The organism is Streptomyces sp. NBC_01426 (assembly GCF_036231985.1).
GTDB lineage: Bacteria > Actinomycetota > Actinomycetes > Streptomycetales > Streptomycetaceae > Streptomyces.
In genome coordinates, this window is record NZ_CP109500.1 from 254,602 (window position 1) to 279,133 (window position 24,532).

General features: G+C 70.4%; 22 protein-coding genes. 7 read left to right on the plus strand and 15 right to left on the minus strand.

Annotation, left to right across the window (positions count from 1 at the left end):
- Positions 1 to 43: 43 nt before the first annotated feature.
- Positions 44 to 589 carry a hypothetical protein gene (locus tag OG906_RS01265; protein ID WP_329439097.1) on the minus strand — a complete coding sequence of 182 codons (546 nt, stop codon included), beginning with the start codon at positions 587 to 589 and terminating at the stop codon, positions 44 to 46.
- A 94-nt stretch (positions 590 to 683) separates the two neighbouring features.
- Between OG906_RS01265 and OG906_RS01270 the strand changes: the two genes are divergently transcribed.
- Positions 684 to 1,244, plus strand: a complete 561-nt coding sequence (locus tag OG906_RS01270; RefSeq protein ID WP_329439099.1) for a PadR family transcriptional regulator — start codon at positions 684 to 686, stop codon at positions 1,242 to 1,244.
- A 2-nt stretch (positions 1,245 to 1,246) separates the two neighbouring features.
- Here the strand turns inward: OG906_RS01270 and OG906_RS01275 are convergent, their stop codons facing one another.
- Together OG906_RS01275 and OG906_RS01280 are read right to left on the minus strand one after the other, a co-directional pair.
- Positions 1,247 to 1,816: a hypothetical protein gene (locus OG906_RS01275; RefSeq protein ID WP_329439101.1), complete on the minus strand. Its 570-nt coding sequence runs from the start codon at positions 1,814 to 1,816 to the stop codon at positions 1,247 to 1,249.
- A 179-nt stretch (positions 1,817 to 1,995) separates the two neighbouring features.
- Positions 1,996 to 3,192 (minus strand): methyltransferase domain-containing protein, encoded by a 1,197-nt coding sequence (locus OG906_RS01280; protein ID WP_329439103.1) that lies wholly within the window; start codon positions 3,190 to 3,192, stop codon positions 1,996 to 1,998.
- A 456-nt stretch (positions 3,193 to 3,648) separates the two neighbouring features.
- Here OG906_RS01280 and OG906_RS01285 point away from each other — a divergent pair, with 456 nt between their 5' ends.
- Positions 3,649 to 4,101 (plus strand): hypothetical protein, encoded by a 453-nt coding sequence (locus OG906_RS01285; RefSeq protein ID WP_329439105.1) that lies wholly within the window; start codon positions 3,649 to 3,651, stop codon positions 4,099 to 4,101.
- 110 nt (positions 4,102 to 4,211) lie between these two features.
- Here the strand turns inward: OG906_RS01285 and OG906_RS01290 are convergent, their stop codons facing one another.
- Positions 4,212 to 4,379, minus strand: a complete 168-nt coding sequence (locus OG906_RS01290; RefSeq protein ID WP_329439107.1) for a hypothetical protein — start codon at positions 4,377 to 4,379, stop codon at positions 4,212 to 4,214.
- Positions 4,380 to 5,982: 1,603 nt separating this feature from the next.
- The gene (locus OG906_RS01295; protein WP_329439109.1) at positions 5,983 to 6,819 is read right to left on the minus strand and encodes an alpha/beta fold hydrolase; all 837 of its coding nucleotides are present in this window, start codon (positions 6,817 to 6,819) and stop codon (positions 5,983 to 5,985) included.
- Positions 6,820 to 7,303: 484 nt separating this feature from the next.
- Between OG906_RS01295 and OG906_RS01300 the strand changes: the two genes are divergently transcribed.
- The 4 genes from OG906_RS01300 to OG906_RS01315 all read left to right on the plus strand — a co-directional run bounded on the left by OG906_RS01300 (position 7,304) and on the right by OG906_RS01315 (position 12,761).
- On the plus strand, positions 7,304 to 8,896 hold the full coding sequence (locus OG906_RS01300) for a DUF4331 domain-containing protein (protein ID WP_443067341.1): 1,593 nt from the start codon (positions 7,304 to 7,306) through the stop codon (positions 8,894 to 8,896).
- A gap of 83 nt (positions 8,897 to 8,979) precedes the next feature.
- On the plus strand, positions 8,980 to 10,323 hold the full coding sequence (locus OG906_RS01305) for a tetratricopeptide repeat protein (RefSeq protein WP_329439113.1): 1,344 nt from the start codon (positions 8,980 to 8,982) through the stop codon (positions 10,321 to 10,323).
- Positions 10,320 to 11,981, plus strand: coding sequence for a HoxN/HupN/NixA family nickel/cobalt transporter (locus OG906_RS01310; protein WP_329439115.1), 1,662 nt, complete (start codon positions 10,320 to 10,322; stop codon positions 11,979 to 11,981). Before OG906_RS01305 ends, OG906_RS01310 begins: the two co-directional genes overlap by 4 nt.
- Positions 11,982 to 12,083: 102 nt before the next feature.
- Positions 12,084 to 12,761 (plus strand): class I SAM-dependent methyltransferase, encoded by a 678-nt coding sequence (locus tag OG906_RS01315; RefSeq protein WP_329439117.1) that lies wholly within the window; start codon positions 12,084 to 12,086, stop codon positions 12,759 to 12,761.
- Between the two features lie 73 nt (positions 12,762 to 12,834).
- Here OG906_RS01315 and OG906_RS01320 read toward each other — a convergent pair whose 3' ends face one another.
- Positions 12,835 to 13,329 carry a MarR family winged helix-turn-helix transcriptional regulator gene (locus OG906_RS01320; RefSeq protein WP_329447890.1) on the minus strand — a complete coding sequence of 165 codons (495 nt, stop codon included), beginning with the start codon at positions 13,327 to 13,329 and terminating at the stop codon, positions 12,835 to 12,837.
- A 220-nt stretch (positions 13,330 to 13,549) separates the two neighbouring features.
- Between OG906_RS01320 and OG906_RS01325 the strand changes: the two genes are divergently transcribed.
- Complete coding sequence (locus tag OG906_RS01325; protein ID WP_329439118.1) at positions 13,550 to 14,680, plus strand: NADH:flavin oxidoreductase; 1,131 nt, start codon at positions 13,550 to 13,552, stop codon at positions 14,678 to 14,680.
- A 207-nt stretch (positions 14,681 to 14,887) separates the two neighbouring features.
- Here OG906_RS01325 and OG906_RS01330 read toward each other — a convergent pair whose 3' ends face one another.
- The 9 genes from OG906_RS01330 to OG906_RS01370 all read right to left on the minus strand — a co-directional run bounded on the left by OG906_RS01330 (position 14,888) and on the right by OG906_RS01370 (position 24,207).
- Complete coding sequence (locus OG906_RS01330) at positions 14,888 to 15,406, minus strand: flavin reductase family protein (RefSeq protein ID WP_329439120.1); 519 nt, start codon at positions 15,404 to 15,406, stop codon at positions 14,888 to 14,890.
- An 88-nt stretch (positions 15,407 to 15,494) separates the two neighbouring features.
- Positions 15,495 to 16,256 carry an alpha/beta hydrolase gene (locus OG906_RS01335; RefSeq protein WP_329447891.1) on the minus strand — a complete coding sequence of 254 codons (762 nt, stop codon included), beginning with the start codon at positions 16,254 to 16,256 and terminating at the stop codon, positions 15,495 to 15,497.
- 46 nt (positions 16,257 to 16,302) lie between these two features.
- Positions 16,303 to 17,391: an LLM class flavin-dependent oxidoreductase gene (locus OG906_RS01340; protein WP_329439121.1), complete on the minus strand. Its 1,089-nt coding sequence runs from the start codon at positions 17,389 to 17,391 to the stop codon at positions 16,303 to 16,305.
- 138 nt (positions 17,392 to 17,529) lie between these two features.
- The gene (locus OG906_RS01345) at positions 17,530 to 18,870 is read right to left on the minus strand and encodes an NtaA/DmoA family FMN-dependent monooxygenase (protein ID WP_329439123.1); all 1,341 of its coding nucleotides are present in this window, start codon (positions 18,868 to 18,870) and stop codon (positions 17,530 to 17,532) included.
- 32 nt (positions 18,871 to 18,902) lie between these two features.
- Positions 18,903 to 19,772, minus strand: coding sequence for an ABC transporter ATP-binding protein (locus tag OG906_RS01350; protein WP_329439125.1), 870 nt, complete (start codon positions 19,770 to 19,772; stop codon positions 18,903 to 18,905).
- Positions 19,769 to 20,665: an ABC transporter ATP-binding protein gene (locus OG906_RS01355; RefSeq protein ID WP_329439127.1), complete on the minus strand. Its 897-nt coding sequence runs from the start codon at positions 20,663 to 20,665 to the stop codon at positions 19,769 to 19,771. The genes OG906_RS01350 and OG906_RS01355 overlap by 4 nt, the downstream gene beginning before the upstream one ends.
- Positions 20,662 to 21,558, minus strand: coding sequence for an ABC transporter permease (locus tag OG906_RS01360; protein ID WP_329439129.1), 897 nt, complete (start codon positions 21,556 to 21,558; stop codon positions 20,662 to 20,664). Before OG906_RS01360 ends, OG906_RS01355 begins: the two co-directional genes overlap by 4 nt.
- A 2-nt stretch (positions 21,559 to 21,560) precedes the next feature.
- A complete protein-coding gene (locus OG906_RS01365) occupies positions 21,561 to 22,589 on the minus strand; it encodes an ABC transporter permease (RefSeq protein ID WP_443067342.1) in 1,029 nt (342 codons plus the stop codon).
- Positions 22,590 to 22,620: 31 nt separating this feature from the next.
- Positions 22,621 to 24,207: an ABC transporter substrate-binding protein gene (locus OG906_RS01370; protein ID WP_443067343.1), complete on the minus strand. Its 1,587-nt coding sequence runs from the start codon at positions 24,205 to 24,207 to the stop codon at positions 22,621 to 22,623.
- Positions 24,208 to 24,532 lie beyond the last annotated feature (325 nt).

The following is a 24,532-nucleotide window of genomic DNA, read 5'->3' on the forward strand; positions in this document are numbered from 1 at the left end:
CAGCCACCACGGGGGCGACATGGACATCCTGACGTGAGGCCGGCTAGCCCCTGGCCTGGGCGGTGGCGACGTAGCGCACGGTGAACAGCATGGGAACCACGAATCCGGCGGCTTGGACGAGCGTCGCCGTCGTGGAGTGGCCCTGGTTGGCGTGGGCCAGGGCCGCGAGGGCGCCGGCCGTGACGGCGAAGGCCGCGGTCCACACGGTGGTGATGACCACGTTGACCCGCACGAAGGGCCTCAGGCTCCAGACTTCGGGTGGGGTGGTGCGCTTGGCGATGCCCAGAGTGAACGGCTTGCCGGCGAGCAACGAGGCCCCTGCGATGAGGGCCAGGGTGGCCGAGGAGAGAGCCGCCGAGTAGGCATGCGCAGCCGAATGGGGGTCCGCGAAGGCGACTGCCGCCAGGACCGCGAAGAAGGCGGCCGAGCCGGTTTCCATGATCAGCGCGTCGAAACCGACCCCCGTCCGCCGCTGTTGGGCGATCACCGCCACCGCCACCAACAGACCGGCGAGCGCCCCCCACTGCCACTGGGCGGTCGGGACCACCGCGAAGACGATCCATGGGAGGAAGGTGCGTACGTACGACATCGAAGTCCCCCGAGCTGTCCATATTCCTGTTCTGACATGTCAAAACTAGAAGCTCCACTCTCGACATGTCAAGAGTGGAAGGTAAAGTGGCGGCATGAGCCTTCGACACGCCCTCCTCGGACTCCTGTCAGAGCGCCCCGCCAGCGGCTACGACCTGCTGAAGCGCTTCGAGACCTCTTTGGCCAACGTCTGGCCCGCCACACAGAGCCAGATGTACACAGAGCTGTCCAAGCTCGCCGAGAACGGACTGATCAGCGTCTCGGCCCAAGGACCGCGCGGCCGAAAGGAGTACACCCTCACCGACGACGGCCTGGCGGAGCTGCGCCACTGGCTGACGGAGACCAAGCCGCAACGCAACAGCCGAAGCGACATCCTGTTGCGGGTCTTCTTCCTCAACGTGATCACCCCCGACCAGGCGCGGAGTTACCTCACCGACCTCATGGAGCTGTCGGAGCAGGAGCACGAGGCCTTGCATCGACTGGCCGACTCCATCGACTGGGGCGACGACCCGCTCTCGGTGAACGGCAAGATCGCCTTGGAGTACGGCCTCCGCTTCAACGCGATGCGCCGCGAGTGGGCCGCGTGGGCGGTCGACCAGATCCGCCAGAATGAGGGTGCAACCCCGCAGGATTCCGCTGAGGAGGCGCGGGCTTGACATCACGTCAGCGGAGGTCCGGCATGTCGGCAGCGACGTACAAAGTAGGCGTAGGTCAGGGCCAGCACCATGGGGCCCCAGAGCGCCCCAAGGCCGATGCAGACCTTTGCCAACAGCTCCCACCAGCCGTTGGAGTACCCGAGGGCGTGAAACCCCGGGACCTGAAGCCACGCGAGCAGGAAACTTCCCGACACTGCGGTCACGATCAGGCCGCCGATGGTGGCGGGGATGATCGCCGCGAGGGGTGGGATGTGTTTCCCGCCGATGAGCGGGAGCCATGCCGGCGCGATCTCACCCCATCGCCGCACGAGCCCGAGGGAGAGGAGCGCCAATGCCTCTGACAGCACGCTGATTCCGAAGACGTAGGGGACGGCCCAGTACCACGGCGGCATCGCCGGAGCATTCGGTTCGATCATCCCCATGGTGAAGTTGAAGGCGAACGGCAGCCGCCACAGACACTGGGGCAGCAGGACCAAGGGGATCGCATGGGCCGTGAACACCGCCCATCTCGCGGCAGGCCGCTCGGTGTCGTGTGAAGTCACGCTCCGCCGGGCTGTGTTGATTGCAGTCACAAGCCCCAGGTTCCTATGGCCTCGCAGGCTTGACGTCACCCCCGAGAGCGATGCTCCTCCCCCAGGAGGGTGAGCTCCCCATCCCAGGCGACCGAGCTTCTCGGCCCTCTGGGCCACACCAGCCCTGATGTCGTTCACAGTCCGTTGAGGACGCTCGGCCCGGTCCGGCCTCCAGCAGGTCAGAGGGCAGCCACGGCCGTCGCGGGAGAGTCCACCCACGCCGTGGTGGCGTGCCCTGTGATGGTGAGGCCGTAGCGGTCGACGCCAGGTCGGCCGAGCCGCTCCCACTCCGCGTGTGCTGCGGTGATCTCGTCCCAGAGGCGTCGGGGTCCTGCCTGGGTGACCGTGAAGGCGGCCGAGGTGCGGCCGTCGTGGTCGACCGTCGCCCAGGAGCCGGTGGTGTCGGCGACCTGGAGGCGGGTGGGGGCGTGTTCACCGCTGGTGTCCCAGGCGAAGGAGGTGCCGGGAACCGTGAGGCCGACGTGGAACTCCGTGTCGAGATCACCGCCCGCGACGGTCCACGGCGACAGCCTCGTGGACGATCGCACGGCTCCGCCGACGCCGCTCTCGTGCGCGGTCGGTTCCGGCGCCGGGCCGGGCCGGACCGTATCGGAGCGTGCCATCCGCATGAAGGAGGCGAAGGAGTGGAACCGGCCTTCCGCGCGGCCGTGCTGGTGAGCTGTCAGGGCGAGGGTGCCGTACGTGCACCAGGCCGAGGTCCACGGGGTCACGATCCGGCCGCCGGGCCGGACCTGGGTGAGCCAGGCGGGCGGGATCCGGTCGACGGAGAACGTGGCGAGGACGACGTCGTAGGCGTCGCCCGGCAGCCGGCAGTCGGCGGCATCGCCCATCACGACCGTCGGCGCGAACCCGGTCGCCTTCAGGTTCTCCTGCGCCTCGGCGGCGAGCACGGGGTCGAGTTCGACGGTGGTCACCCGCCCGTCGCCCACGAGCACGCACAGCAGGCCGGCGTTGTAGCCGGTGCCGGCACCCAACTCCAGCACACGGGTGCCGGCAGTCTTCTGGCCTGCGGAACGTTCAGGGAGGCCGGCCAGGAGCAGCATGCGCGCGACCATCGAGGGCATCGACGCCGACGAGGACGGCAGCCCGTCCGTGAATCGCGTGACGAGCGGTTCGTCCGAGTAGGCCGCGGTCGTCCACCGGTCGGGCTCGGTGGCACGGTCGACGGGCTCGTAGCCGCCGGATCCGTCCCTCAGCCACATCCGATCGGGCAGGAACCGCTGCCGGTCCACGCGGTGAAACGCCTCCCGCAGACGGGCGGGCAGGGGCGCGTCCAGCTGTTGGGCGATCGCGGCGAGCAGCCCGTCGACCAGCACGTCGACGGCGGGGGCCTCCCGGCCCGGGGTGGTGGCCACAGCGCTACTTCTTCTTGTCGGGGTCGGTGGGCGGCGGAGGCGGCGGAGGGGGCGGAGGGGGCGGCGGCACCGGCCGGTTCGGCTGATGCCCGTCGTCACCGACCGGCGACCAATGCTTGCCCTCCACGATCCCTGCCACAGCAACCTCCCCGCAGTCTCGAAACCCCAACGGTAGAAGCGGAAGAGCGGACACGGCAGGGCGCATACCCGGCGCGTGGAAGGCGTCACCACGCCGAAGCCAACACCCCCACACACGCGGTCAGCGTGTTGAACCGTGCGCGGTGAGGTCCTCGGCCAATGGCCCGGCCACAGGAGCCGTTCAGTGAAGCCACGCCGGGTGAACAGGGGGTTCGGCGGCTGTTCCCGTTTGGTTGAACAACACGATGCCGCGTTGCCGCGCGCGCTTCGGCACGTCAGAGTCTTTCTGACGCAATGCAGGATCGAAGGGACACCGTTATGCGAGTGAGGCGAATTGGGGCGATCCTGGGTGCCGCCGCGCTCACCATGCTGACCGTTCCGGCGGAAGCCCACGCCGCGGCAGTCGCCTGCGGCGGTGGTGTGTCGACCGGCCGGGTGGCCGTGAATGGCTGCATCAGCGCCGAACGCGGAAAGGAGGGCAAGATCATTACGCGGGAGATCACGGCGCACGTCAAGCTGCGCAACACGGGGTCGCGGGCGGCGGACGTCTCGTACGAGGCTTTCTTCCGTGTCGTCTCCGGTGGTCACTGGGTGAAGCTGGGCAGCGGCCGTACCCATGTCCCGGCGCGTGGGAGCGTCGGGCCCACGGAGGTGGGGAGCTCGACCCGGGTGTGCGGGCCCGTGAAGGTCGAGATCCGGGTACACGCCCGTGCCGCCGGGGGCGCCTGGAGCGGATGGTCCACCGCCGGCACGGCGCAGTGCCAGACCTGACCTCGGCCCATCCTGTGATCCTCTTCGACTGAGACTCCTGCCGGTTCAACACGGACGCGGCGGTTCCGGCCCTCACCCGAAGGTGAAGGCGAAGGCCTGGAGCCCGGGAATCAGGCGGAGTTCGAGACGGGCCTGTCGGGCGGTCGCGTCGTCGGTGAGCCGGTGGAGGGTGGGGCGCCGCGGACCTGGAGGGTCTTGGTCTGTTTGCCGTCGGTCAGGACGGTGACACTGCCTTCGTCGGCGAGGACGAGGTTGGCGTTCTTCGCGCGGTAGGTCATGGCGAGGCGGGCGTCCGGGCCGAGAACCCGCGGTCTCCGCGAACTGAGCCAGATGTGACTCCAGGCCGGCGGGGTGACTGCCGGACCGAAGAAGCTGACTGTAGGTGGTGCTGTTGCTGGACACCGTTCTCCTGTTCTGCGCCCACACCGGGTGGGCTGAAGGATTCATGGCAACGCGCGCGGATGACTGGGTGGGAGCGGGAAGACCACCTCGACGGGCCGCGATCACCTCGCACGGAGGCAGACGACGACGAGTCAAGCAGCGGAACTCGCGCCACCGCACTGGAGTTCTGTACGAGATCACAGCCCGGCAAGGTTCCCCGCTGTGGTGGTCCGACCAAGTCGAGAACGCGAAGAGGTGCCCTGCCGCCCGCGACCGTCGCCTGAGGGGCGCTCCGGCCTCCTGGCCCCGATGCTCACCCTCAGCAAGCCACCACGCGGTGACATCGACCCCGTTCCCACCGCATGCCGCCCCCCTGCGTTCGATGCCTGCCGACTATCCGGTTCCGCTTCGCACTGCTCACCGTCCGACAGCGGTGCCGCGCCCCCTGCGCGGCCAACGCCGCCGGCGGTGCACGTCAACACGCCTTGCATGAAGCCGTGTTCACGAACACGCCTCGGTCCGAGGTCGGCACACCGACATGTACCCAAGCTGACAGTCGACTGGGAAACCTGTCCAGCGCCATCGCCCCACGTCCGTCACCTGCAATGCAGGTTTCACCCTGCATTTGCGTGCGGTGAGAGCTGATATCCCTGCACTTGCAGGATCTCTGCTGCAGCATGAGGCTGCTCGACTCGGCCACACTCCCCCGTCCAACCGGCACGTTCGACCGGATGCATGAAGCGGCTCACCCCTTCGAGGGAACAGGCCGATCGGGACCAAACCGCCCTGTGGGCCCTGACGAAGAGAGTGCGACGGCCCGACCTCGGGCCGTCGGCTCACAGGAGTCGCAGGAGTCGCAGGAGTCGCAGGAGTCGCAGGATCAGCAAGGAGAATCCCATGTGACGCGTCCCGAAGAGTGCAGGTCTCGTGCTCACGCTCGAGCGGTGGTTCCATTCCGGTTCACTCACCTGCAGGTCCGGGCGGAGCGGCGCTCGGAATGATGTCGCGGTGAAGCGTCATCACACGCACCCCGTTTGCAAGGGACAAGCCCTCCATTGATGGGGCTCGAACTTGGAGCTGTCCCCTAGCGCGGCTAACGGATCGTTGTCGGCATGACGGCGCCGTGGATAAAGGAGGATCGCGATACGTTAACCAAATGCCGAGGTAGCCCGCTTTTACGCCGATAGGCGCGCCCTATTTCCGGGACCGCTATCCATAATTCAGTTCTCACCTGGGGGAGAATCGTTACTGCAAGTTCATCCAGGTGATTCAACTCGGACAACTTGTCCCACTTCATCTTTTCCACGTTCCAGGCCGGTGGATGCCACGATGCGCGCACCCGACGGTGGCTGACCGCTTGCCTGCCGGGGGGCGACTTTTCCAGAGCGTGGCGCCCCCGTCCCGCGAGTCGGCCACCTCGGCCTGGCCCGACATCGTTCGCGTCCGGCCGCTCGCCCGCCCCTGCCCACGCCCGTGCGGCGTGGGCAGAGGCGGCGGTGGTCACTTCGCGAGGAAGTCGATCAGATGCCGGTTGAACTCCTGCGCGTGGGTGAGGTTCAGTCCGTGCGGGGCCCCCTCGATCAGGGCGAGGGTGCTGCCCGGCAGGGCCTCGTGGGACCGCTTGCCGCTGACTTCGAAGGGCACGATGGCGTCCTGAGAGCCGTGAACGATCAGGGTGGGCACGTCGATCCGGGCGAGGTCGTCGCGGAAGTCCGTACGGGCGAAGGCTTTGATGCAGTCCAGCGTCCCCTGGGGTGAGGCACCCTCCGCCAGGTGGACGTGATAGCGGTGCTGGGCCGCGCTGACGAGGTCCGTTTTCTCGCCGGCCTGGAAGAAGCCGGTGACGAAGCCCTCCAGGAACGCGGGCCGGTCGCCGCGGACGCCGTCCTCGAACTGGGTGATCGCGGCGTCGTCGAGCCCACCGTCGGGGTTGTCGGCGCTCTTGTGGAGGTACGGAGGCACCGCTGCGGCAAGGACCGCCTGGCGGACACGGCTGCTGCCGTAGTTGTGGAGGTAGCGAACCACCTCTCCACCTCCCATGGAGAACCCGACCAGGGTGGCGTCGCGCAGGTCGAGATCAGTCAGGAGTGCGTCCAGGTCGGCGGCCAGGGTGTCGTAGTCATAGCCCTCCCACGGCTGCGTGGAGGAACCGAACCCGCGGCGGTCGTAGGTGATCACGCGGTAGCCCGCCTCGACCAGTGGGCCGACCTGCGGCTCCCAAGAGCGGCCGCTCAGCGGCCAGCCGTGGACGAGAACGACCGGGCGACCTCGGCCGAAGTCCTCGAAGTGGAGCTCGACACTGTGGTCCTTGTCGGTGCTTACGTTGATGCGCGGCATGTTGGATCGACGCCCTTCGTGTGGTGGTGCAACACGTGTACCCGGAGCATGTCCCGGCGAGGCAGGATTTCACTCACCGCAGAACAGTCGGGGGCATTTCCCTCCTTGTCATTCCATCGACACTTGTCGTCCTGTTCGGCAAACAATTACCCCACCCGCTTATTGCGCATGGGTTGCAAGAGCATGAAATTACTCGATCGGCCTAACCCGTCGGCTGCGTGTCGTCACAAATATGAAACCCTCCGCCATTCTGCGCTAAGGCTGTGGCCAGCGGATTTACGCGAACACGGCGGATTCTCTTCCCGGGACGCCAGGAAACGCGGTCACGCGGCGCGGGCAGTGCGTGCTTTCCTTCCGTCTGCGTGATCTGAGCGCAAGGCAGTACGCGTGGTCGGCGGGCCGGGGTGCTGCTCATGCCGCCCGGGCCGCGCTGTCCGACCGAGTGGTCACCCACCTGAATGCCCCCGTCCGGCCGCACCGGTGTATGCGGCGCGATGGGGGTTCGCAGTCGAGAGGAACACCCTTGAAGTCCATCTCCGCACGGCCCCGTTCGCGGCGTGTGCTCGACCAGTCCCTCCTCGTCCTGGGCGCCGGCGCCCTCGCGACCGGCCTCACCGCCCTCACCCTCGCCCCGGGAGTGAGCGTCGCCTCCAGCCACCGCGAGGCCCCGCTGATCGCCGGCGACCCGCGTGCGGACAACACCGACGTGTACGCGTACACCAGCCTCGACCGCCCCGACTCGGTCACGCTCCTCGCCAACTGGATCCCCTTCGAGGAGCCCAACGGCGGCCCGAACTTCTACGCGTTCGGCGAGGACCTCCGCTACAACATCAAGATCGACAACACGGGTGACGGTGTCTCCGACATCACCTACACCTGGCGCTTCCACAACAGCTACCGCGACGCCGCCAACCAGTTCCTCTACAACACCGGCCCGGTCACCTCGCTGAACGACCCGGACCTCAACTTCCGCCAGGTCTACGACCTCGTGATCTCCCACGGCGACGAGAGCAGGGTCCTGCTCTCCAACGTCCCCGCCGCCCCCTCCCGCGTCGGCCCGGCCTCCATGCCGAACTATGCCTCCCTGCGCAACCAGGCCATCCGCAACATCCCCGGCGGCGGCAAGACCTTCGCAGGCCAGGCCGAGGACCCGTTCTTCGCCGACCTGCGCGTCTTCGACCTCCTCTACGGCGGCAACCTGTCCGAGCGCGGCCAGGACACCCTCGCCGGCTACAACGTCAACTCCGTCGCCCTGCAGATCCCCAAGGCGCAGCTCGCGCTGAAGGGGAACCCCGGCCGCAACCCGGTGATCGGCGTGTGGTCCACGACCGACCGCCAGGGCGTGCAGGTCTCGGACTCCCGGGACAAGCACGGCGACAAGTGGAAGCAGGTCTCTCGCCTGGGCAACCCCCTTGTGAACGAGGTCGTCGTCCCGCTGAAGTACAAGGACGCCTTCAACACTCTCAATCCGGACCAGGACCGCACCGTCCAGCCGGTCGTGGACAAGGTCCTCGACCCGATCCTGCCCAAGCTCATCCAGCAGGTCTACAACATCCCCGCTCCTGCCACCCCCCGGCGGGACCTGTTCGAGATCTACCTGACGGGCATCTGCAAGGCGTGCGGTCCGATCCAGGCCGATCTCAACGCCCACCGCCTCAACAAGGACGCGCGGCTGAAGCAGATCGTCCCGGCGGAGGAACTGCGCCTGAACATGGGCGTGCGGCCGACCGCCAACCCCAACCGCTACGGCGTCCTCGCCGGTGACCTGGCGGGCTTCCCCAACGGCCGCCGCCTGACCGACGACGTCATCGACATCTCCCTCCAGGCCGTCGAAGGCGCCGCCCAGACCGGGCAGCTGGTCCCGGCCCTCGCCGACGGCGACAGGGTCAACGCCAACGAGGTCCCGTTCGGCACTTCGTTCCCCTACCTGGCGCTCCCCCACACCAAGTCCGTGAACAGCGGACCGAACGCGCCCGAACGTTCCGGCGGCAAGAACGCGGCAGCCCTGGGCGGCCTCGGCGCCCTGCTCCTCGGTGTCGGCGGATACCGCCTGCGCCGGAACCGCAAGACCAGCTGACCCACCAGCACCGGGCGGGGACCGAGGTCGGTCCTCCGGTCCCCGCCCGGGGCCCCTGTCGTCGACTCACCGGGGAGGATCCCGTGCACCGGCCCGAAGAGAAGCCCACCCCCTCGATCCGGCACCGCAGACACCTGCGCACCACCGCGATCACCATCGCCCTGGGCGTGGCCGTCTTCACCGTCGGCGCCGTCGGTCTCCCCCCGTCGAGGACCGGCACACCGGACGCCCCCGCATCCGCTTCGAGTTCCGCGGGCCCGGCGCGCGGCATCGAGGCGCTGCGCGAGCGCGTCAAGCGTCTGCCGAAGGATCCGGTCAGCTGGGCAGACCTCGGTATGTCCCTGGTGCAGCAGGCCCGTACCACCGCCGACCAAGCCTCCTACGCGCAGGCAGAGACGGCCCTGCGCCGCTCGCTGGCACTCCAGCCGGCGGACAACCTGCACGCCGAGATCGGCATGGGCGCCCTCGCCGCAGCCCGCCACCAGTTCCGCGACGCCCTCGGCTGGGCCCGCAAGGCGATCGTCACCAGCCCCGCCACCCCTGCCTCCTACGGCGTCCTGGCCGACGCCCACACCCAGCTCGGCCAGTACGGGGAAGCCGAGGACGCCGTCCAGAAGATGGCGGACCTGCGCCCGGACAGCTCCTCGCTGGCCCGCGCCTCCTACACCTTCGAACTGCGCGGCGACATCGTCCGGGCCAAGGCCCTGATGGAACGGGCGCTACGCGCGGCAGGCACCCCGGGCGAGCGCGCCTTCGCCTACACGCACCTGTCCTCCCTTGCCCTGGACAGCGGCGAACCGGCCACCGCTCTGCGTCAGGCGGAGGCCGGGCTGGCCATCGCGCCGCGCGACGCGGGCCTGCTGGAGGCCCGGGCCAAGGCACGCGTGGCCACGGACGATCGCGAGCAGGCGGTCGCCGACTACACCACGGCCGTTGCAGTGGCCCCGCTCCCGCAGTACCTGCTGGAACTCGGCGAACTCCAGCAGTCGCTCGGCCACTCCACCGCGGCCGAAGCGCAGTACGCGGTCCTGCGCGCCCAGGAGAGGATCCGCCGGGCCGGCGGCGCCTCCGCCGACGTCGACGCGATCTACTTCGAGGCCGACCACGGCCACCCCCGGCAGGCCGTGACCATGGCCGAAGCCGCCGCGAGGGAGCGGCCGTTCCTCGCCGTCCACGACGCCTACGCCTGGGCCCTGCACCGTGCCGGACGCGATGGCGAAGCCCTCGCACAAGCCGAGCAGGCACTCGCGCTCGGTACGCGCAGTGCTCTGTTCCTCTACCACCGCGGCGCCATCCACCAAGCCCTCGGCGACATCACGGCGGCCCGGAGCGACCTCGAACAGGCGCTGGCCATCGACCCTTCCTTCCACCCGCTCCACGCCCCCGCGGCGCGCGAAGCGATCCGGCGAATCGACGACACCCCATGAACTTCCCCACCCGCCGGCGCCTGGCCGCCGCCCCGCTCGCGGCCGCCCTGCTCACCTCGTTCGCCCTCCTCGCCTCGGCCTCGCCTGCGGCCGCGCATCCGCTGGGCAACTTCACCGTCAACTACGCGACCAGTCTGACCCTGCGCCCACAGGCGGTGGAGGCGGAGATCGTGGTCGACCGTGCCGAGATCGCCTCGGCACAAGAGCGCCCGCTCATCGACCAGGACCACAACGGATCCATCACCGCGGACGAGCAGAGCGTGTACGCGGACGAGGCATGCGCCACACTCGCCGGGCAACTGGCAGCCGACGTGAGCGGCGTGAGCATTCGATGGGGCCGGGGCGCCGGCAGGCTGACTTTCCACACGGGTGAGGCCGGGCTGAAGACCAGTCGCCTCACCTGCCGACTCACCGCCGACGCGCGGCTCACCCCGCCTTCGCGCGTCCGCGTGGTCACGCACTACGACACCCGGCGCATCGGCTGGCACGAGATCACCGCCCGCGGCGAAGGCCTCACCCTCACCGACTCCACCGTCCCTGCGACCTCAACCACCAACCAGCTGCGCCGATACCCGCAGGATCCTCTCGCCGCCCCGCTGGACCAGCACACCGCCGAACTGCGGACCGCCCCGGGGCAGGGCCCCGCGGCGCGGATCGTGCCGCCCGGCCTGCCCGGCGCGGGCCCCGTCACCGCCGCGTTGAACAAGGTCTCCGACCTCTTCGACACTCTCGTCGGCAGCCGCGAACTGACCGTCCCCGTCGGCCTCCTCGCCCTGCTCCTCGCCGTGGTCCTCGGCGCCTCCCACGCGGCGATGCCCGGCCACGGAAAGACGATCATGGCCGCCTACCTGGCCGGACGTCGCGGCACCCGGCGCGACGCGTTCACCGTCGGCGCCACCGTGACCCTGACCCACACGGCGGGCGTCCTCGCCCTCGGCCTGGCCCTCCCGCTCGCCACCCACCTCGCCGGGGAAACCGTCCTCACCTGGCTCGGCGTCGCCAGCGGCCTCCTCGTCACCGCCATCGGCGTCCAACTCCTGCATTCCGCCATCCGCGGCCGCCCCCTCCAACACGGCCACAGCCACAGCCACGGACATCACCACCACGGCGACCACGGGCACGGGCACGTGGGAGATCACGGGCACGGCCACGTGTCGCCGACCATCCTGCCGTCCTCACGCCGAGCACCTGACAGCGGTGCGGCCGATGGCACCACCGTCGTCCTGACCAAAGCCGCCACCGTGCTCCCGCACGGCCATCATCACCACGGCGAAGCCAACGTCCATCACCCTCACGACGCCGACCACCACCACACCCACGCTCCGGCAGGGCGAAAGCGCTGGAGCCTGATCGGAGTCGGCGTCGCGGGCGGTCTCGTCCCCAGCCCGTCGGCACTGGTCGTCCTCCTCGGCGCCGTCGCCCTCGGCCGGACGGCTTTCGGCGTCCTCCTCGTCATCGGCTACGGCCTCGGCATGGCCGCCACGCTCACCCTCGCCGGCCTCCTCCTCGTTCGGCTGCGCGACCGCATCACCGCCCGCACCGCCGACAAGGCCTCCGCCCGGCTGAAGGCGCTCGGGCGCATCGGACCAGCTGCGACCTCGACTCTCGTCCTCATCGTCGGTGTCGGAATCACCGCCCGTTCCTTCGTCGGCATGTGAGCCGGGTCGAGAACTTCGGGTGCGGGAAGTGAGGGCCCCCGCCCGCCTCTGGTCGCACCATTGCGGCAGTGGCATCGGCCTGGCTGTTGACAGGGAGCCCGTGTGAGTACCTCTGAACGGCAAGTGGACGGCTGTCCTGAGCCTTGGAACAGCGACCCCTACGCGGGGGCGATCCACTCCCCCGTCGGGGACGTGACGCTGCGGGACGCCGAGGGCTGGTCCTTCCCGTTGGACGTCGGCCGGTGGTCGGGCCAGGCGGACCCGGCGGACGAAGCCGTACTGGAGCGGTACACGGGGCCGATCCTGGACGTCGGGTGCGGAGCCGGGCGCCTCGTCGAGGCGTTCGCCCGGCGCGGCCACGCCGTCCTCGGCGTCGACGTGTCCCCGGCGGCCGTCATCTCCACGGTGTGCCGGGGCGGCCACGCGCGCAGCGGTTCGGTCTTCGACCCGCTACCGGACGAGGGGAGCTGGGGGACCGCGCTCCTCATCGACGGGAACATCGGCATCGGCGGTGACCCCCGGCACCTCCTGCGGCGCCTCCACGACCTCGTGCGCCCAGGAGGTCGACTGATCGTGGAAGCGTCACCCTCTGACGTGGACGAACGACGCCGGGTGCGGATCCACGTCGGCCGTCAGGCGGTCAGCCCCGTCTTCTCCTGGGCCACCGTCGGCACGCGGGCTGTGGAACGGCACGGCCGGCTGTCGGGCTGGGCACCCATCGAGCGGTGGACCAGTCTCTCGGGCGAGCGTCACTTCGTGGCCTTGCGGGCCTGCGCCTGAGACCGACCCCTCTTGCGTTCAGGCCGCGCCGTCCGGTGCGCGGGCATTCCTTGGGAGCGGGCCGGGGGCGTTCCTACGGGGCGGGGGCCTGCGGGGCAGGGGTCAGGGATTCGTGCGGGAGCGGCGGGCGGCACGCTGCGCGGGGAGCGTCTTCCTCCGTGCGCGGCCAGAACCGTCCTTCGAGGGCCTCGGCGCTGCGGTTGAGCCGGACCAGGAGGTTCTCCAGCTCCCGTACTTCCTCAGGGGACCAGTCGCCGACCACTCGGGCCAGGCAGGACTGGTTGACCTCACGGTCCTCGGCGAGCCGGCGCGCCCCTTCAACGGTGATGCACAGCTTGCGGGCCATGCCGCCGTCGGGGTCCGCGACGCGCTCGGCCAGTCCGCAGCGCAGCAGCGCGGCCGTCTGGCGGTTCACGGTCGAGGTGTCGAGTCCGAAGGCCTCCGCCAACTGCCCGATGGACATGGGGCCTTCCGTGTTGATCCGGCACAGCAGGAGGTACGCCGATCGCTCCAGGCGATCGGGGTCGCGCTCGCGCCGGGCAAGCACCTGGTGTCGCGAGAGCAGCATCAGCTCCCGTTCCAGCTTCTCCAGCACTGCGCCTCCCGTTCCTTCCGGCGCTCCATTATCGCGGACCTGTCGCCCCGGTGGTCGGCGGACCCCCACATGGTCCGACCTGTGGGCGGGGCCGCATGACGGCCGGACCTGCAATATGCATGATACACATCATGTGTACTATGCACTTCTCGTTGTCGTCCGACGAGCCACAGCCTCAACCCGGAGGACCCTCATGACCGTCACCACGTCCACCGCCTCCCGCGCGGCCGAGATTCTGTCCCGGCCCCTCAAGTTGAACGGCCTGACCGTCCCCAACCGCATCGCGATGGCCCCGATGACGCGGATGTTCTCCCCCGGCGGCGTGCCCGGCGAGGACGTACAGGCCTACTACGCCGGTCGGGCAGCCGCAGGTGTCGGTTTGATCGTCACCGAGGGCACCTACGTCGGGCACGACTCCGCCGGGCAGAGCGACCGGGTGCCGCGCTTCCACGGCGAGGACCAGCTGGCGGGGTGGGCGAAGGTCGCCGCGGCCGTTCACGAGGCGGGCGGCACGATCGTGCCCCAGCTGTGGCACATAGGCATGGTGCGCAACCAGGGTGAGGCACCGTACGCCGACGCCCCCGCCGTCGGCCCCTCCGGCATCCGCGTCGACGGCACCGAGGGGACCGGCAAGGCGATGACCCGCACCGACCTCGACGACGTCATCGGCGCGTTCGCCGACGCCGCCGCGGAGGCCGAGCGGATCGGCTTCGACGGCGTCGAACTGCACGGCGCTCACGGCTACCTGCTCGACCAGTTCCTGTGGGAGCGGACCAACCGCCGCACCGACGCCTACGGCGGCGACGCGGTGGCCCGTACGAAGTTCGCCGCGGAGATCGTCGCCGCGGTCCGCGAGCGCGTCTCGACCGACTTCCCGGTGATCTTCCGCTACTCCCAGTGGAAGCAGGAGGCCTACGACGCCCGGCTCGCGCAGACCCCGGAGGAGCTGGAGGCCATCCTGGCCCCGCTGGCGGCGGCGGGCGTCGACGTGTTCCACGCCTCCACCCGGCGCTACTGGCTCCCGGAGTTCGAGGGCTCTGACCTGAACCTGGCGGGTTGGACCAAGAAGCTCACCGGCCGCCCGACCATCACCGTCGGCTCGGTCGGCCTCGACGGCGACTTCATCCGCTCCTTCGCGGGCGAGGGTGCGGCGCTCGGCGACATCGACAACCTCTTGGACCGCATGGAACGCGACGAGTTCGACATGGTCGCCGTCGGCCGGGCACTGCTCCAGGACCCGCAGTGGGCGGCGAAGGTCCTCGGCAACCGCTTCGACGAGCTGAAGCCGTACGACCCGGCGGCGCTCACGTCGCTCAGCCGGTAGCCGGCAACCCTTAGCGAGGGCGGGCCCAGGACGCCCCGTGACGTCGGTCCTCCGAGGTCACGGGGGCGCCGCGATCGTGCGGTCCGTGAGCCGGCGCCCACCTTCGTCGTCCGGGACGGTCCAGGTCCGTGTTCGATCACAGCCGGGTGGCAGACCAGAGGGTTACGGCCGCCGGCTCACCACGGCGGACCACGAGCCGCCGGCGCGTTACCGGGAGGGCAGCCGGCGGGCCGCGGCGAAGGCGCCGTCGTGGTGGACCAGCGCAGGGGCGTCCTCGGCGACCGCGCCGGACTCCACCTCGCCGACGACCAGGAGGTGGTCACCGATGTGCTGACGCAGGGTGATGCGGGCCGTCAGCCATGCGGGAACGTCCTCCAGGAGCGGGAGCCCATCGGCGTTCCGCGTCCAGCGGACCCCCTCGAAGCGGTCGACGCCGCTGCGTGCGAACTGCCGTGCCAGGGCGGTGTCCCCGGTGCCGAGCAGGTGGACGGCGAACCGGTCCGCGCGGTGTACGGGTCCTGCGGTCGAGGCGCCGAGGTCCAGGTAGAAGGCCACCAGGGGCGGCCGCAGCGACACGGACGTGAACGAGGTGGCCGTGAACCCCGCGGGTCCGGGGACGGTGATCACCGTGACGCCGGCCGCGTGACGCCGCAGGGTGCTGCGGAGTATGTCGGCGGCGGTGGGAGCCGCTGCGGGCTGGGTGACGGGGTCGGTGGAGATGGTCATGCCGGTTCCCTTCGGCTGGTGGGGTGCGATGTGGTGTGGAGCCGGGGGTCGTGGAGCGCAGCCCGTACGAGACGCGGGCCGGCGACGGTCACCACGCACTCGACTCGACCACGACCAGCGGGATCAGTCCGTCCCGCACGGTCTCCAGGAACGTGACGACCTCCGCCGCCACGGAACGGTGCTGCACGTCGTTGAGGACGTCGTGGTGGGCGCCGCGGACCCGCGAAAGCCGGGCGCGGGGCAACGACTTGGCGACCCGGGCGAGACCCTCGTGGTCCGCCAGTGGGTCGGCGTCCCCGACGAGCAGCAGCGTCGGGGCGGTGACGGCGCCCTCGTATGCGGCGTCGAGCAGGGAGTCCGGTACCGGTTCGGCCAGCGACCCCCGCCGTACCTCGGCGTCGTCGCTCAGCACGCCCCGGTGCGTGGGGCAGGAGGTGCGTACGTCGAGTTCGGCGTTCCAGGTGCCCGCGGAGCTGGTGGCACGCCCCGGCAGCCCCGCGAGGACGACGCCGTCCGGTTCCAGGGCCTGCCCCTCTCGGGCCAGGAGCGCCGCCACGGCGGCGGCTCCGGCGTCGGCTCCGACCAGTATCAGCGGACGCGCCACGCCGTCGCCGGCGGCGGTTCCCTCCACGGCTTGCGCGAGCCGGACGCCGAACGCGTCCGGCGACCCCGTCGGGAGCTCGGCATCGACCTGCGGGGGATCGATGACCCGCACCCGGTAGGCGTCGGCGGCGAGCCGCTTGCCGAACCGCGCGTACGTGGCCCGGGTCTCTCCCCGGCCGGGCACCACGAGGACGGTGCCGCGTGTGAGGAGGCCCTCGGGGGCGTGGTGGTCGGTGTGGCCGGCGATCTCGGCGTTGCCGGCGCTGTCAGTGAGAACGGTGTGCTGGGTCAACTCATGCTCCTACGGGCGTGATAGGGGACGGGATGACGGCCGCGGCGCCGATCACGGTGTCGATCGCGGTGTCCGTCGCGGTGCCGATCGCGGGCTTCCAGCCCAGGGCCGGCGCCACCTGCGTCGCGATGAGTTCGAGGGCACGCATCGCCGCGTCATGGTCCGGAACGGCCGGGTTGAACTGGGCGATCAGGTCGGTCGCGACGGGCAGTACCTTCTCCTGCCGCAGGGCCGCGACGATCTCGTCGGGGTGGCCGTGGAACGAGTGGAAGCGCCGCAGTGCCTCCTCGACGTCCAGGGCCTTCGGGAACGCGCCGCGTCGGGCCATGCGCAGCGCCGCCCGGTGGACGTCGTCGCCGATCTGCGCCAGCGCGGTCCGCTTGTCCTTGGCCGGGAACACGAACCGGGACAGGCCGATCCGGGGGCGGTGCGGCCGGTCCCAGGCATCGAGGTAGGCGTCCACCCAGGGGCGTTGCACCTCGTCCGTGGGCGCGTCGTACCCGTACGCCGCCCGGTTGATCAGCAGGTTGGAGCCGGCGGCCGCGGCGTGCCGGGCGCCCGCTTCGCTGAAGACTCCCTGCCAGATCCGGTCGCCGTAGTCACCGGCGGTCGGCTGGATCCGGAATCCGGGTGTACGCACCTCCTCGTTCGCCAGCGCGCCCCGCAGTACTCGGAGGTTCTCGCTGGTCAGCTCGCGCTTGCGGGCGGCGTCTTTACCGAAGGCGGCGTACTCCACCTCGTCGGATCCACTGCCGACGCCGATCTCGACGCGGCCGCCGCTGAGGGCGTCGACGGTGGCGATGTCCTCGGCGAGGCGGACCGGATCCTCCAGTGGGAGGACCGTGACGGCGGTGCCGAGACGGATCCGGCGGGTCCTCGCCGCGGCGTGGGCGAGGAAGGTCCACGGTGAGGACAGGCCGCCCCCGCCCTGGGGGACGTGGTGTTGGGCGACCCAGCCCACGTCGAAGCCGAGTTCGTCCGCGGCGACGAAGAGCTCCTGGGCGTTGCGGTACGTCCGACGGGGGTCGTCGCCCCGGCCTTGGACGTGGCTGAGGAAGCCGAGTCTGAAACGCGGCGTCTCGGTGGTCACGGGTGGCTGCCTTTCGCAGTGCGGGTCCCGCCCGCGGTGCCATGGCCGGGGGCGGCGGCCGGCGGGGTCTCGGTCGGGAACCGCGCGGTGTGGGCGTCGGGCCCACCGGTCACCGGAGGTTCGGTCATGGCCCGGTCCTCAGCCGTTCACGAGCTGGGGTGCGCGGCTGTGGCGGTTGGTCGGGACCGGCAGGCCGAGGTTGCCGCGCAGGGTGTCGGCCGCGTACTCGGTGCGGAACAGGCCGCGCTTCTGGAGCAGCGGGACCACTCCGTCGACGAAGAGTTCGAGGTCGTCGCCGGTGCGGAAGGCGAGGTTGATGCCGTCGAAGGTGCCGGCCTCGAACCACTTCTCGATGGTGTCGGCGACGGTGTCCGGTGAGCCGACGAAGGGTGAGCGGTGGAACTCGTTCACCAGCGCGCCGACTTGACGGAGGGTGAGGTTCTCGCTGCGGGCCCGCTCGATGAGCTTGGCGGCGCCCGTCCGGCCGCCCTTCTCGGCGAGGTGTGCGACGTCGGGGAAGGGCGCGTCCAGGTCGTGGACGCTGAAGTCGTACGCGCCGAAGGACCGGCCGAGCAGGGCCAGGTTGCGGTCGAAGTCGTTGTCCTCCTCGAAGATCTCCCGCTCGCGGCGCCGGGCTGCCTCGTCGGTGGTGGCCACGACCGGACCGCCGTGGATGAAGATCTTGATGTGCTCGGGGTCTCGGCCGTACGCCGCGGTGCGCGTCTTGATGTCGGAGTAGTACGCCTGCGCCTGCTCCAGGGAGCCACCGGGTGCGTAGATGCCTTCGGCGACCTGTGCGGCGAGGTCGCGGCCCTCCTCGGAGACCCCGGCCTGGAAGATCACCGGCTGGCCCTGCGGGGAGCGGGACAGGTTGAGGGGTCCGGCGACGTCGAAGTGCTCCCCTCGGTGCTCCAGTGCGTGCAGCTTCGAGGGGTCGAGGAAGACGCCCCGCTCCGGGTCGGCCGGGAACGCGTCGTCCTCGTAGGAGTCCCACAGGCCGCGGGCGACCTTGACGAACTCCAGGGCGCGGCCGTATCGGGTGGTGTAGTCGAGGTGTTCTTCGAGCCCGAAGTTCTTCGACGTGCCGGTGTCGAAGCTGGTCACGACGTTCCAGCCGGCTCGGCCCCCGCTGATGTGGTCGAGGGAGGCGAAGCGGCGGGCGAGGTTGAAGGGCGAGTTGTAGGTGGAGCTCGCCGTGCCGACCAGTCCGATGTGGCGGGTGTGGGTGGCGACCGCCGACAGCAGGGTGAGTGGTTCGAGGCGGTTGAGGTAGTGCGCCGGGTAGGTGGCGTTGATGAACTGGCTGTCGACGATGAACAGGGCGTCGAACAGGGCGTGTTCGGCCGCCTGCGCCTGCTTGATGTAGTAGGTGATGTCGATGCTGGAGTTCTTCGCGACGCGCGGGTCCTTCCACAGGCCGTGCTGGCCGGGGCCGCCGACGCCGTAGGGATGGAGTGCGAGGTGGATCGTGCGGGACATCGTGGTTCCTGTCTGTGGTGGAGGCGGTGGGATCAGGCGTGCAGGAGGGTGCGCAGGGCCTCGCGTTCGGCTCGGTCCGCCGGTGCGGAGCGCAGGGTGGGCGCGGAGCCGAGGAGCAGGCGGGTGTAGGGGTGCCGGGGGGCCCTGACGAGGTCGCGGGTGGCGCCGGCCTCGACGAGCTCGCCCCGGTAGAGGACCGCGATGCGGTCGGCGGTGCCGGCGACGGAGCCGAGGTCGTGGGAGATGAAGACGAGGGCCACCCCGGCGGCGCGGAGTTCCTTGAGGATCTCCAGTACCTGGACCCGGTTCGCGGAGTCCAGGGCGCTGACCGGCTCGTCGAAGATGACCAGTCGTGGGTCGGTGACCAGGGCGCGGGCCACCGCGACGCGTTGACGCTGACCGCCGGACAGTTCTCCGGGGAACCGGCCGAGCAGTTCCTCGGAGAGGTGGACGCGGGCGAGGAACGAGCGGACCCGCGTGGCGGCCTGCCCGGGCGCGACGCCCTGTATGAGCAGCGGCTCGGCCAGGGACTCCTCGACGGTGAGGTCAGGGTCGAGGCTGCGCAGCGGGTCCTGGAAGACGTACTGGACGATGCCGCGGCGCCGCAGGCTCCGCCACTGGCGGCGGTCGTGGTCGGTGACCTCCTCGCCGGCGACGCGGATCGAGCCCGCCGACGGGCGGACCAGGCCGAGGACGGCGCGGGCGAGGGTGGACTTGCCGGAGCCCGTCTCGCCGATGATGCCGAGGGTCTCCCCCGGGGCGACGCTCAACGTCACTCCGATCAGGGCGTGTTGGCGTCGGCGGCGCGGTCCGTAGTGCACGTCGAGGCCGGTGACTTCGAGGACCGGCCCCGGCGGCCGAGTGGCGGCTTCCGGGGCTTCGGGTGCGGGTACGGCGGTCACGACACCTCCTGGGGTGCGAGGAACGTGTCGAGGCCGTACTGCTCGTGCTCGGCGATGAGCAGTCGGGTGTACTCGTGCCGCGGTCGGTGGAGCACCGTCCGTGTCGGGCCCTGCTCCACGACGTGGCCCTGGCGCATCACCAGTACCTCGTCGCAGAGTTGGGCGACGACGGCCAGGTCGTGGGAGACGACGACGAGGGCCAGCCCGGCGCTCTCGCGCAGGTCGGCGAGCAGGTCGAGGATCTCGGCCTGGACGGTGACGTCGAGGGCGGTCGTGGCCTCGTCGGCGATGAGGATCCGCGGGTCCGCGCAGATCGCCGCCGCGATCAGGACGCGTTGGAGCATGCCTCCGGAGAGCTCGTGCGTGTACTGGCCGTAGACCAGGTCCGGATCGCGCAGGTGCACCGCCCGTAGGAGTTCGATGGTGCGCCGGCGTGCCTCCCGCCGCCCCAGCCCCTTCTTGACGCGCAGCACCTCGGCGATCTGCGGGCCGACGCGGATCGAGGGGTTGAGGTAGGAGGCGGGGTCCTGGAAGACCGCGCCGATCGTGGCGCCGCGCAGGTCGGTCCACTGTCGGGGCGTCAGGGCGGCGATGTCCGTGCCGGCGATCTCGACCGAGCCGGAGGTGATCTCGAAGTGCGGGGGCAGGATGCCGAGCGCGGCCCGGCAGGTGAGGGTCTTGCCGCTGCCGGACTCGCCGACGACGCCGACCGTCCGGCCGGGTACGAGGTCGAAGCTCACCCCGTGGACGATCCGGCGCCCGGTGACGTGATCGGTGATGTGCACGTCGCGTACCGAGAGCACCGGTGGCGCCGTGGGGCCGGGGGCGGCCGGTTCACCGCGGGTGCTGCCCCGGAGGGGTCCGGGGACGGTTTCGTGGGACAGCGTCGTCATCGCGTGCCTCCGGCGGGGACGGGGTCGGGTTCGGGGTTCTTGAGCCGGTTGGCTTGGGCCCTGCGGTTGTTGACCAGGGCGTGGCCGGCCTCTCCGGAGACGTCGCGGATGGTGTCGGCGAGCAGGTTGGCGGCCCAGACGGTGACCATGATCAGCAGGGCGGGCGCGACGGGCGCCCACGGTTGGTGGCTGAGGTAGCCCAGGTCCGAGGCGAGCAGACCGCCCCAGGTGGGCGCCGGGGGCTGGATGCCGATGCCGAGGAAGGTGAGGCTGGAGACGATGATGAAGCCGACCCCGATCGTCTGGGCGAGCGCCACCGCGATCGGCGGGAGCACCTTGGCCCAGACGTGCCGGCGTACGACCCAGCCGATCGAGGCGCCGGAGATGAGCGCGGCCTCCACGTACTGCGAACGGGCCACGGCGAGGGTGGCCGCGCGGGCCACCCGGTAGAAGAGGGGCGAGACCAGGGTGCCGGTGACGAGCATGGCCTGGGTGAGGCCGTTGCCGAGCAGGGCGATCACGGCGACGGCGAAGAGCAGGAACGGCAGGGCGACGAGCGTGTCGGTCAGCCGGAGGGTGAGCCACTCGAAGCCACGCCCGAGATGGACGGACAGGATGCCGGGTATCGCGCCGACGGCCAGCGCCGTCAGGGCGACTTCGAGCGAACCGAGCACGCTGACGCGGGAGCCGTCCAGGAGGCGGCTCAGCACATCGCGGCCGAGGTAGTCCGTGCCCAGCCAGTGCGCGCCCGAGGCGGATGCGAGCGGGTGGTCGCCGGTGGCCAGCGGATCCTGCGGGGCGAGCAGCGGGCCCAGGATCGCGAGCAGCAGGATCAGGGCGAGGATGGCGACGGCGGTCCGTCCGGATGTGAGTGCGAGAACGCGACGCACCATGGTCACACCCCCCGTTGGGCGGCCGGCGTCACGCGGGCCAGCACCAGGTTGACGATCAGGTTGAAGGTGACGACCAGGGCGATCGACACCACGAGGACGCCCTGCACGGCCGGTACGTCGCCGGCCTGGGCCGCGTCGTTGGCGAATCGGCCGAAGCCCTGGAGGCCGAAGATCCACTCCGTGACGACGGAGGCACCGACCAGGGCGGGGAACTTCAGGCCCAGGGTGGCGAGCACCGGCCCGAGGCCGTTGCGCAGCACGTGCCCGAAGAAGATCCGGCGCGGGCTCAGCCCCCGGACCAGCGCGCCCGTCACGTAGTTCTCGCGGTAGGCGGCGATGAGACTGCCGCGCAGTTGGCGGGCGACGTCGGCGATGACGTCGAAGCTCAGCGCGATGGCCGGGAGGGTGATGTGGGCGAGCCACGGCCCGATCCCCTGTCCGGCGGGCACGTACCCGGCGGAGGGGAACCAGTTGAGCCCGACCGCGAGGACCACCACCAGCACGATGCCGACCACGAAGGCCGGCATCACCGAGATCAGGGTGACGAAGCCGGTGATGGCGCGGTCGATCCACGTCGTGCGCCGCAGCGCCGCCGCGGCGCCGAGGAGGAAGCCGGCCACGATGCCGATGAGGAGGGCGAACGTCGCGATGGACAGGCTCACCCCCAGACCGAGGCCGATGAGCGTGGAGATGTCGGCGCCGTTGGCCCAGCTGGTGCCGAGCCGGCCGTGCAGGACCCCGCTGAACCAGTCCCAGTACTGGACCAGGAAGGGCTGGTCCAGCCCCCACTGGGCCTCCACCCGGCGGATCGCCTCGGGGGTCGCCTCCTCACCCAGCTGGATCCGTGCCGGACTGAGCCCGCTCATCGAACGCAGCGAGAACGTCACGAAGGTCGCGACCAGGAAGACGGGCACGAAGATCGCGACTGACCGGGCGACGGCGGTCAGGACACGGACCGCCGCGTGCCGTACCCGGGTCAGGGCGGCCCCGCGACGGCGGGTGGCCGCGGCGGGGAGTGCGGTCGTGGTCACGGGGTTGCCTCCTCTCTGTGGTGGACGGGGCTCAGTTGCCGGAGATGGTGACGCCGGTCCAGTCGATGTGGGCCGGGTTCTTGGGCAGGGCGGAGATCGATTTGCTCTTGGCGACGAGGTTCGGTGAGGAGTACGTGAAGACCAGCGCCTTGCTCTGCAGACCGGCCCTGGTCGCCGCCTGCAACACCTTCGGGTAGTCGGGCGCGTCCAGCGGGGTCTGGCGGACCTTCGCGATGGCCGCCTCGAAACCGTCCGGCTCGTAGGGCGAGCTGAGGTTGAGCGGGCCGTTGGGGCCGAAGTGGGCGGTGAGTGTCTGCGCGGCCGAGTCGCGGCCGGTGGTGCCGTACAGCGAGAAGGTCAGGTCCTTGGCGAAGAAGGGGTTGGACCAGTTCTTGTCGATCTTGATGGTGACGGTGATGCCGACCTTGGCCAGCTGCGACTGGACGATCTCGGCCTGCGGGTCTTCGTTGGGGATGACCAGGTTGAGCTTGATGTCCCCGGGCTTGTGGCCCGCCTCGGCGAGGAGTTGTCGCGCCTTCGCCGGGTCGTACGGGTGGGAGTTCTCGGACTCCGGGTCGTAGGCGATGTATCCCTTGGGGAACGGCTGGTTGGTCACCGAGCCGTGGCCGAAGGTGAGTTTGTCGACGAACTCCTGGCGGTTGACCGCGTGGCGCACGGCGTCGACGACCTTGTCGTTGTCGAACGGCGCCTTGTTGATGTTGAGGCTGATGTTCGAGGCGTTGAAGCCCGGCTGCACGAAGACGTCCAGGCCGGCCTTCTTGGCGGCGTCCGCCTGACTGGGCTTGATGTCCGCGAAGTTGTAGACGCCGGTCTGTAGGCCGTTGACGACCGTGGAGGCGTCCGGGGCCGCGGTGAGCTCGACGTTGTCGATGTGGATGTTCTTCGCGTCCCAGTACGCCGGGTTCTTCCTCAGGACCGCCTTGGTGCCCGGGACCAGCTGGGTGATGGTGAACGGGCCCGCGCCGACCGGGTTCTGGTCCAGCTTCTCGGGGGTTGCGGCCGCCTTGGGGCTGGCGATCTGCAGGACGCGCTGACCGAGCAGCTGAGGTATCTGGTAGTCGACCTGGGTGAGGTGGAGGACCGCGTCCAGTCCGTTGGCGTCCACCGACCGGATCGATGTGAGGTCTCCGAAGAGCGCCGAGTTTTTCTGCTTCTTGGCGCGCTCGACGGCGTCCTTGACGGATGTGGCGTCGAGCGGAGCGCCGTCGGTGAACTTCAGGCCGGGGCGCAGGTGGAAGGTGACCTGGTCGCCCTTCTCGTTGTACTCCCAGCTCTCGGCGAGGTCCGGGACGGCCTTGCCGGTCTCGTCGGTCCGGGTCAACGAGGCGTACACCAGGGCGAGTTCCCGGAACTGGGCGCCGCTGCCGGAGACGACCGGGTCCCAGTGGGCCGGGAAGTAGGAGGAGGTCCACTTCAGCGTGCCGTTGCCGCCCGCCCCTGCGCCACTCGCCGAAGCGGCGTCTCCGGCGCAGGCACCGAGGGCGGGGGTGAGCACGGCGACGAGAGCGGTGGCGAGGACCGCGAGGCGCGGCCGGGCGAGACGACGCGCCGGCGGGACGTCCGGTCTGGAGCTGTGGGGCATGAGGTGTGTGAACATCTCTATCTTTCCTGTGACTTGGCCCGGTCTGGGGCAGGGAAAGCGCGGAGGAGGCATGGCCGGGTGACCGCACACGGCCCGTCGACAGGGAGGTCGAACGGCAGGGCGGTACGGCTCCGGGGGCGCGGACAGGTACCCCGCGAGGCCGGCGGACGGCGCCGACAAGGACGCGAAGCCGACCGGGAAACGAAGGAAGGGGGTACGACGAAGCGTGGAGCGGGAGGGCTTCGACAGGGGACGTCGCTGCTCGACGGAGGGGCGGGCGGCGGGATCGCGGGAGCGGTCAGGCGCCTGTGGGCCGGGAGCGGCGGTCGGTCAGCGACAG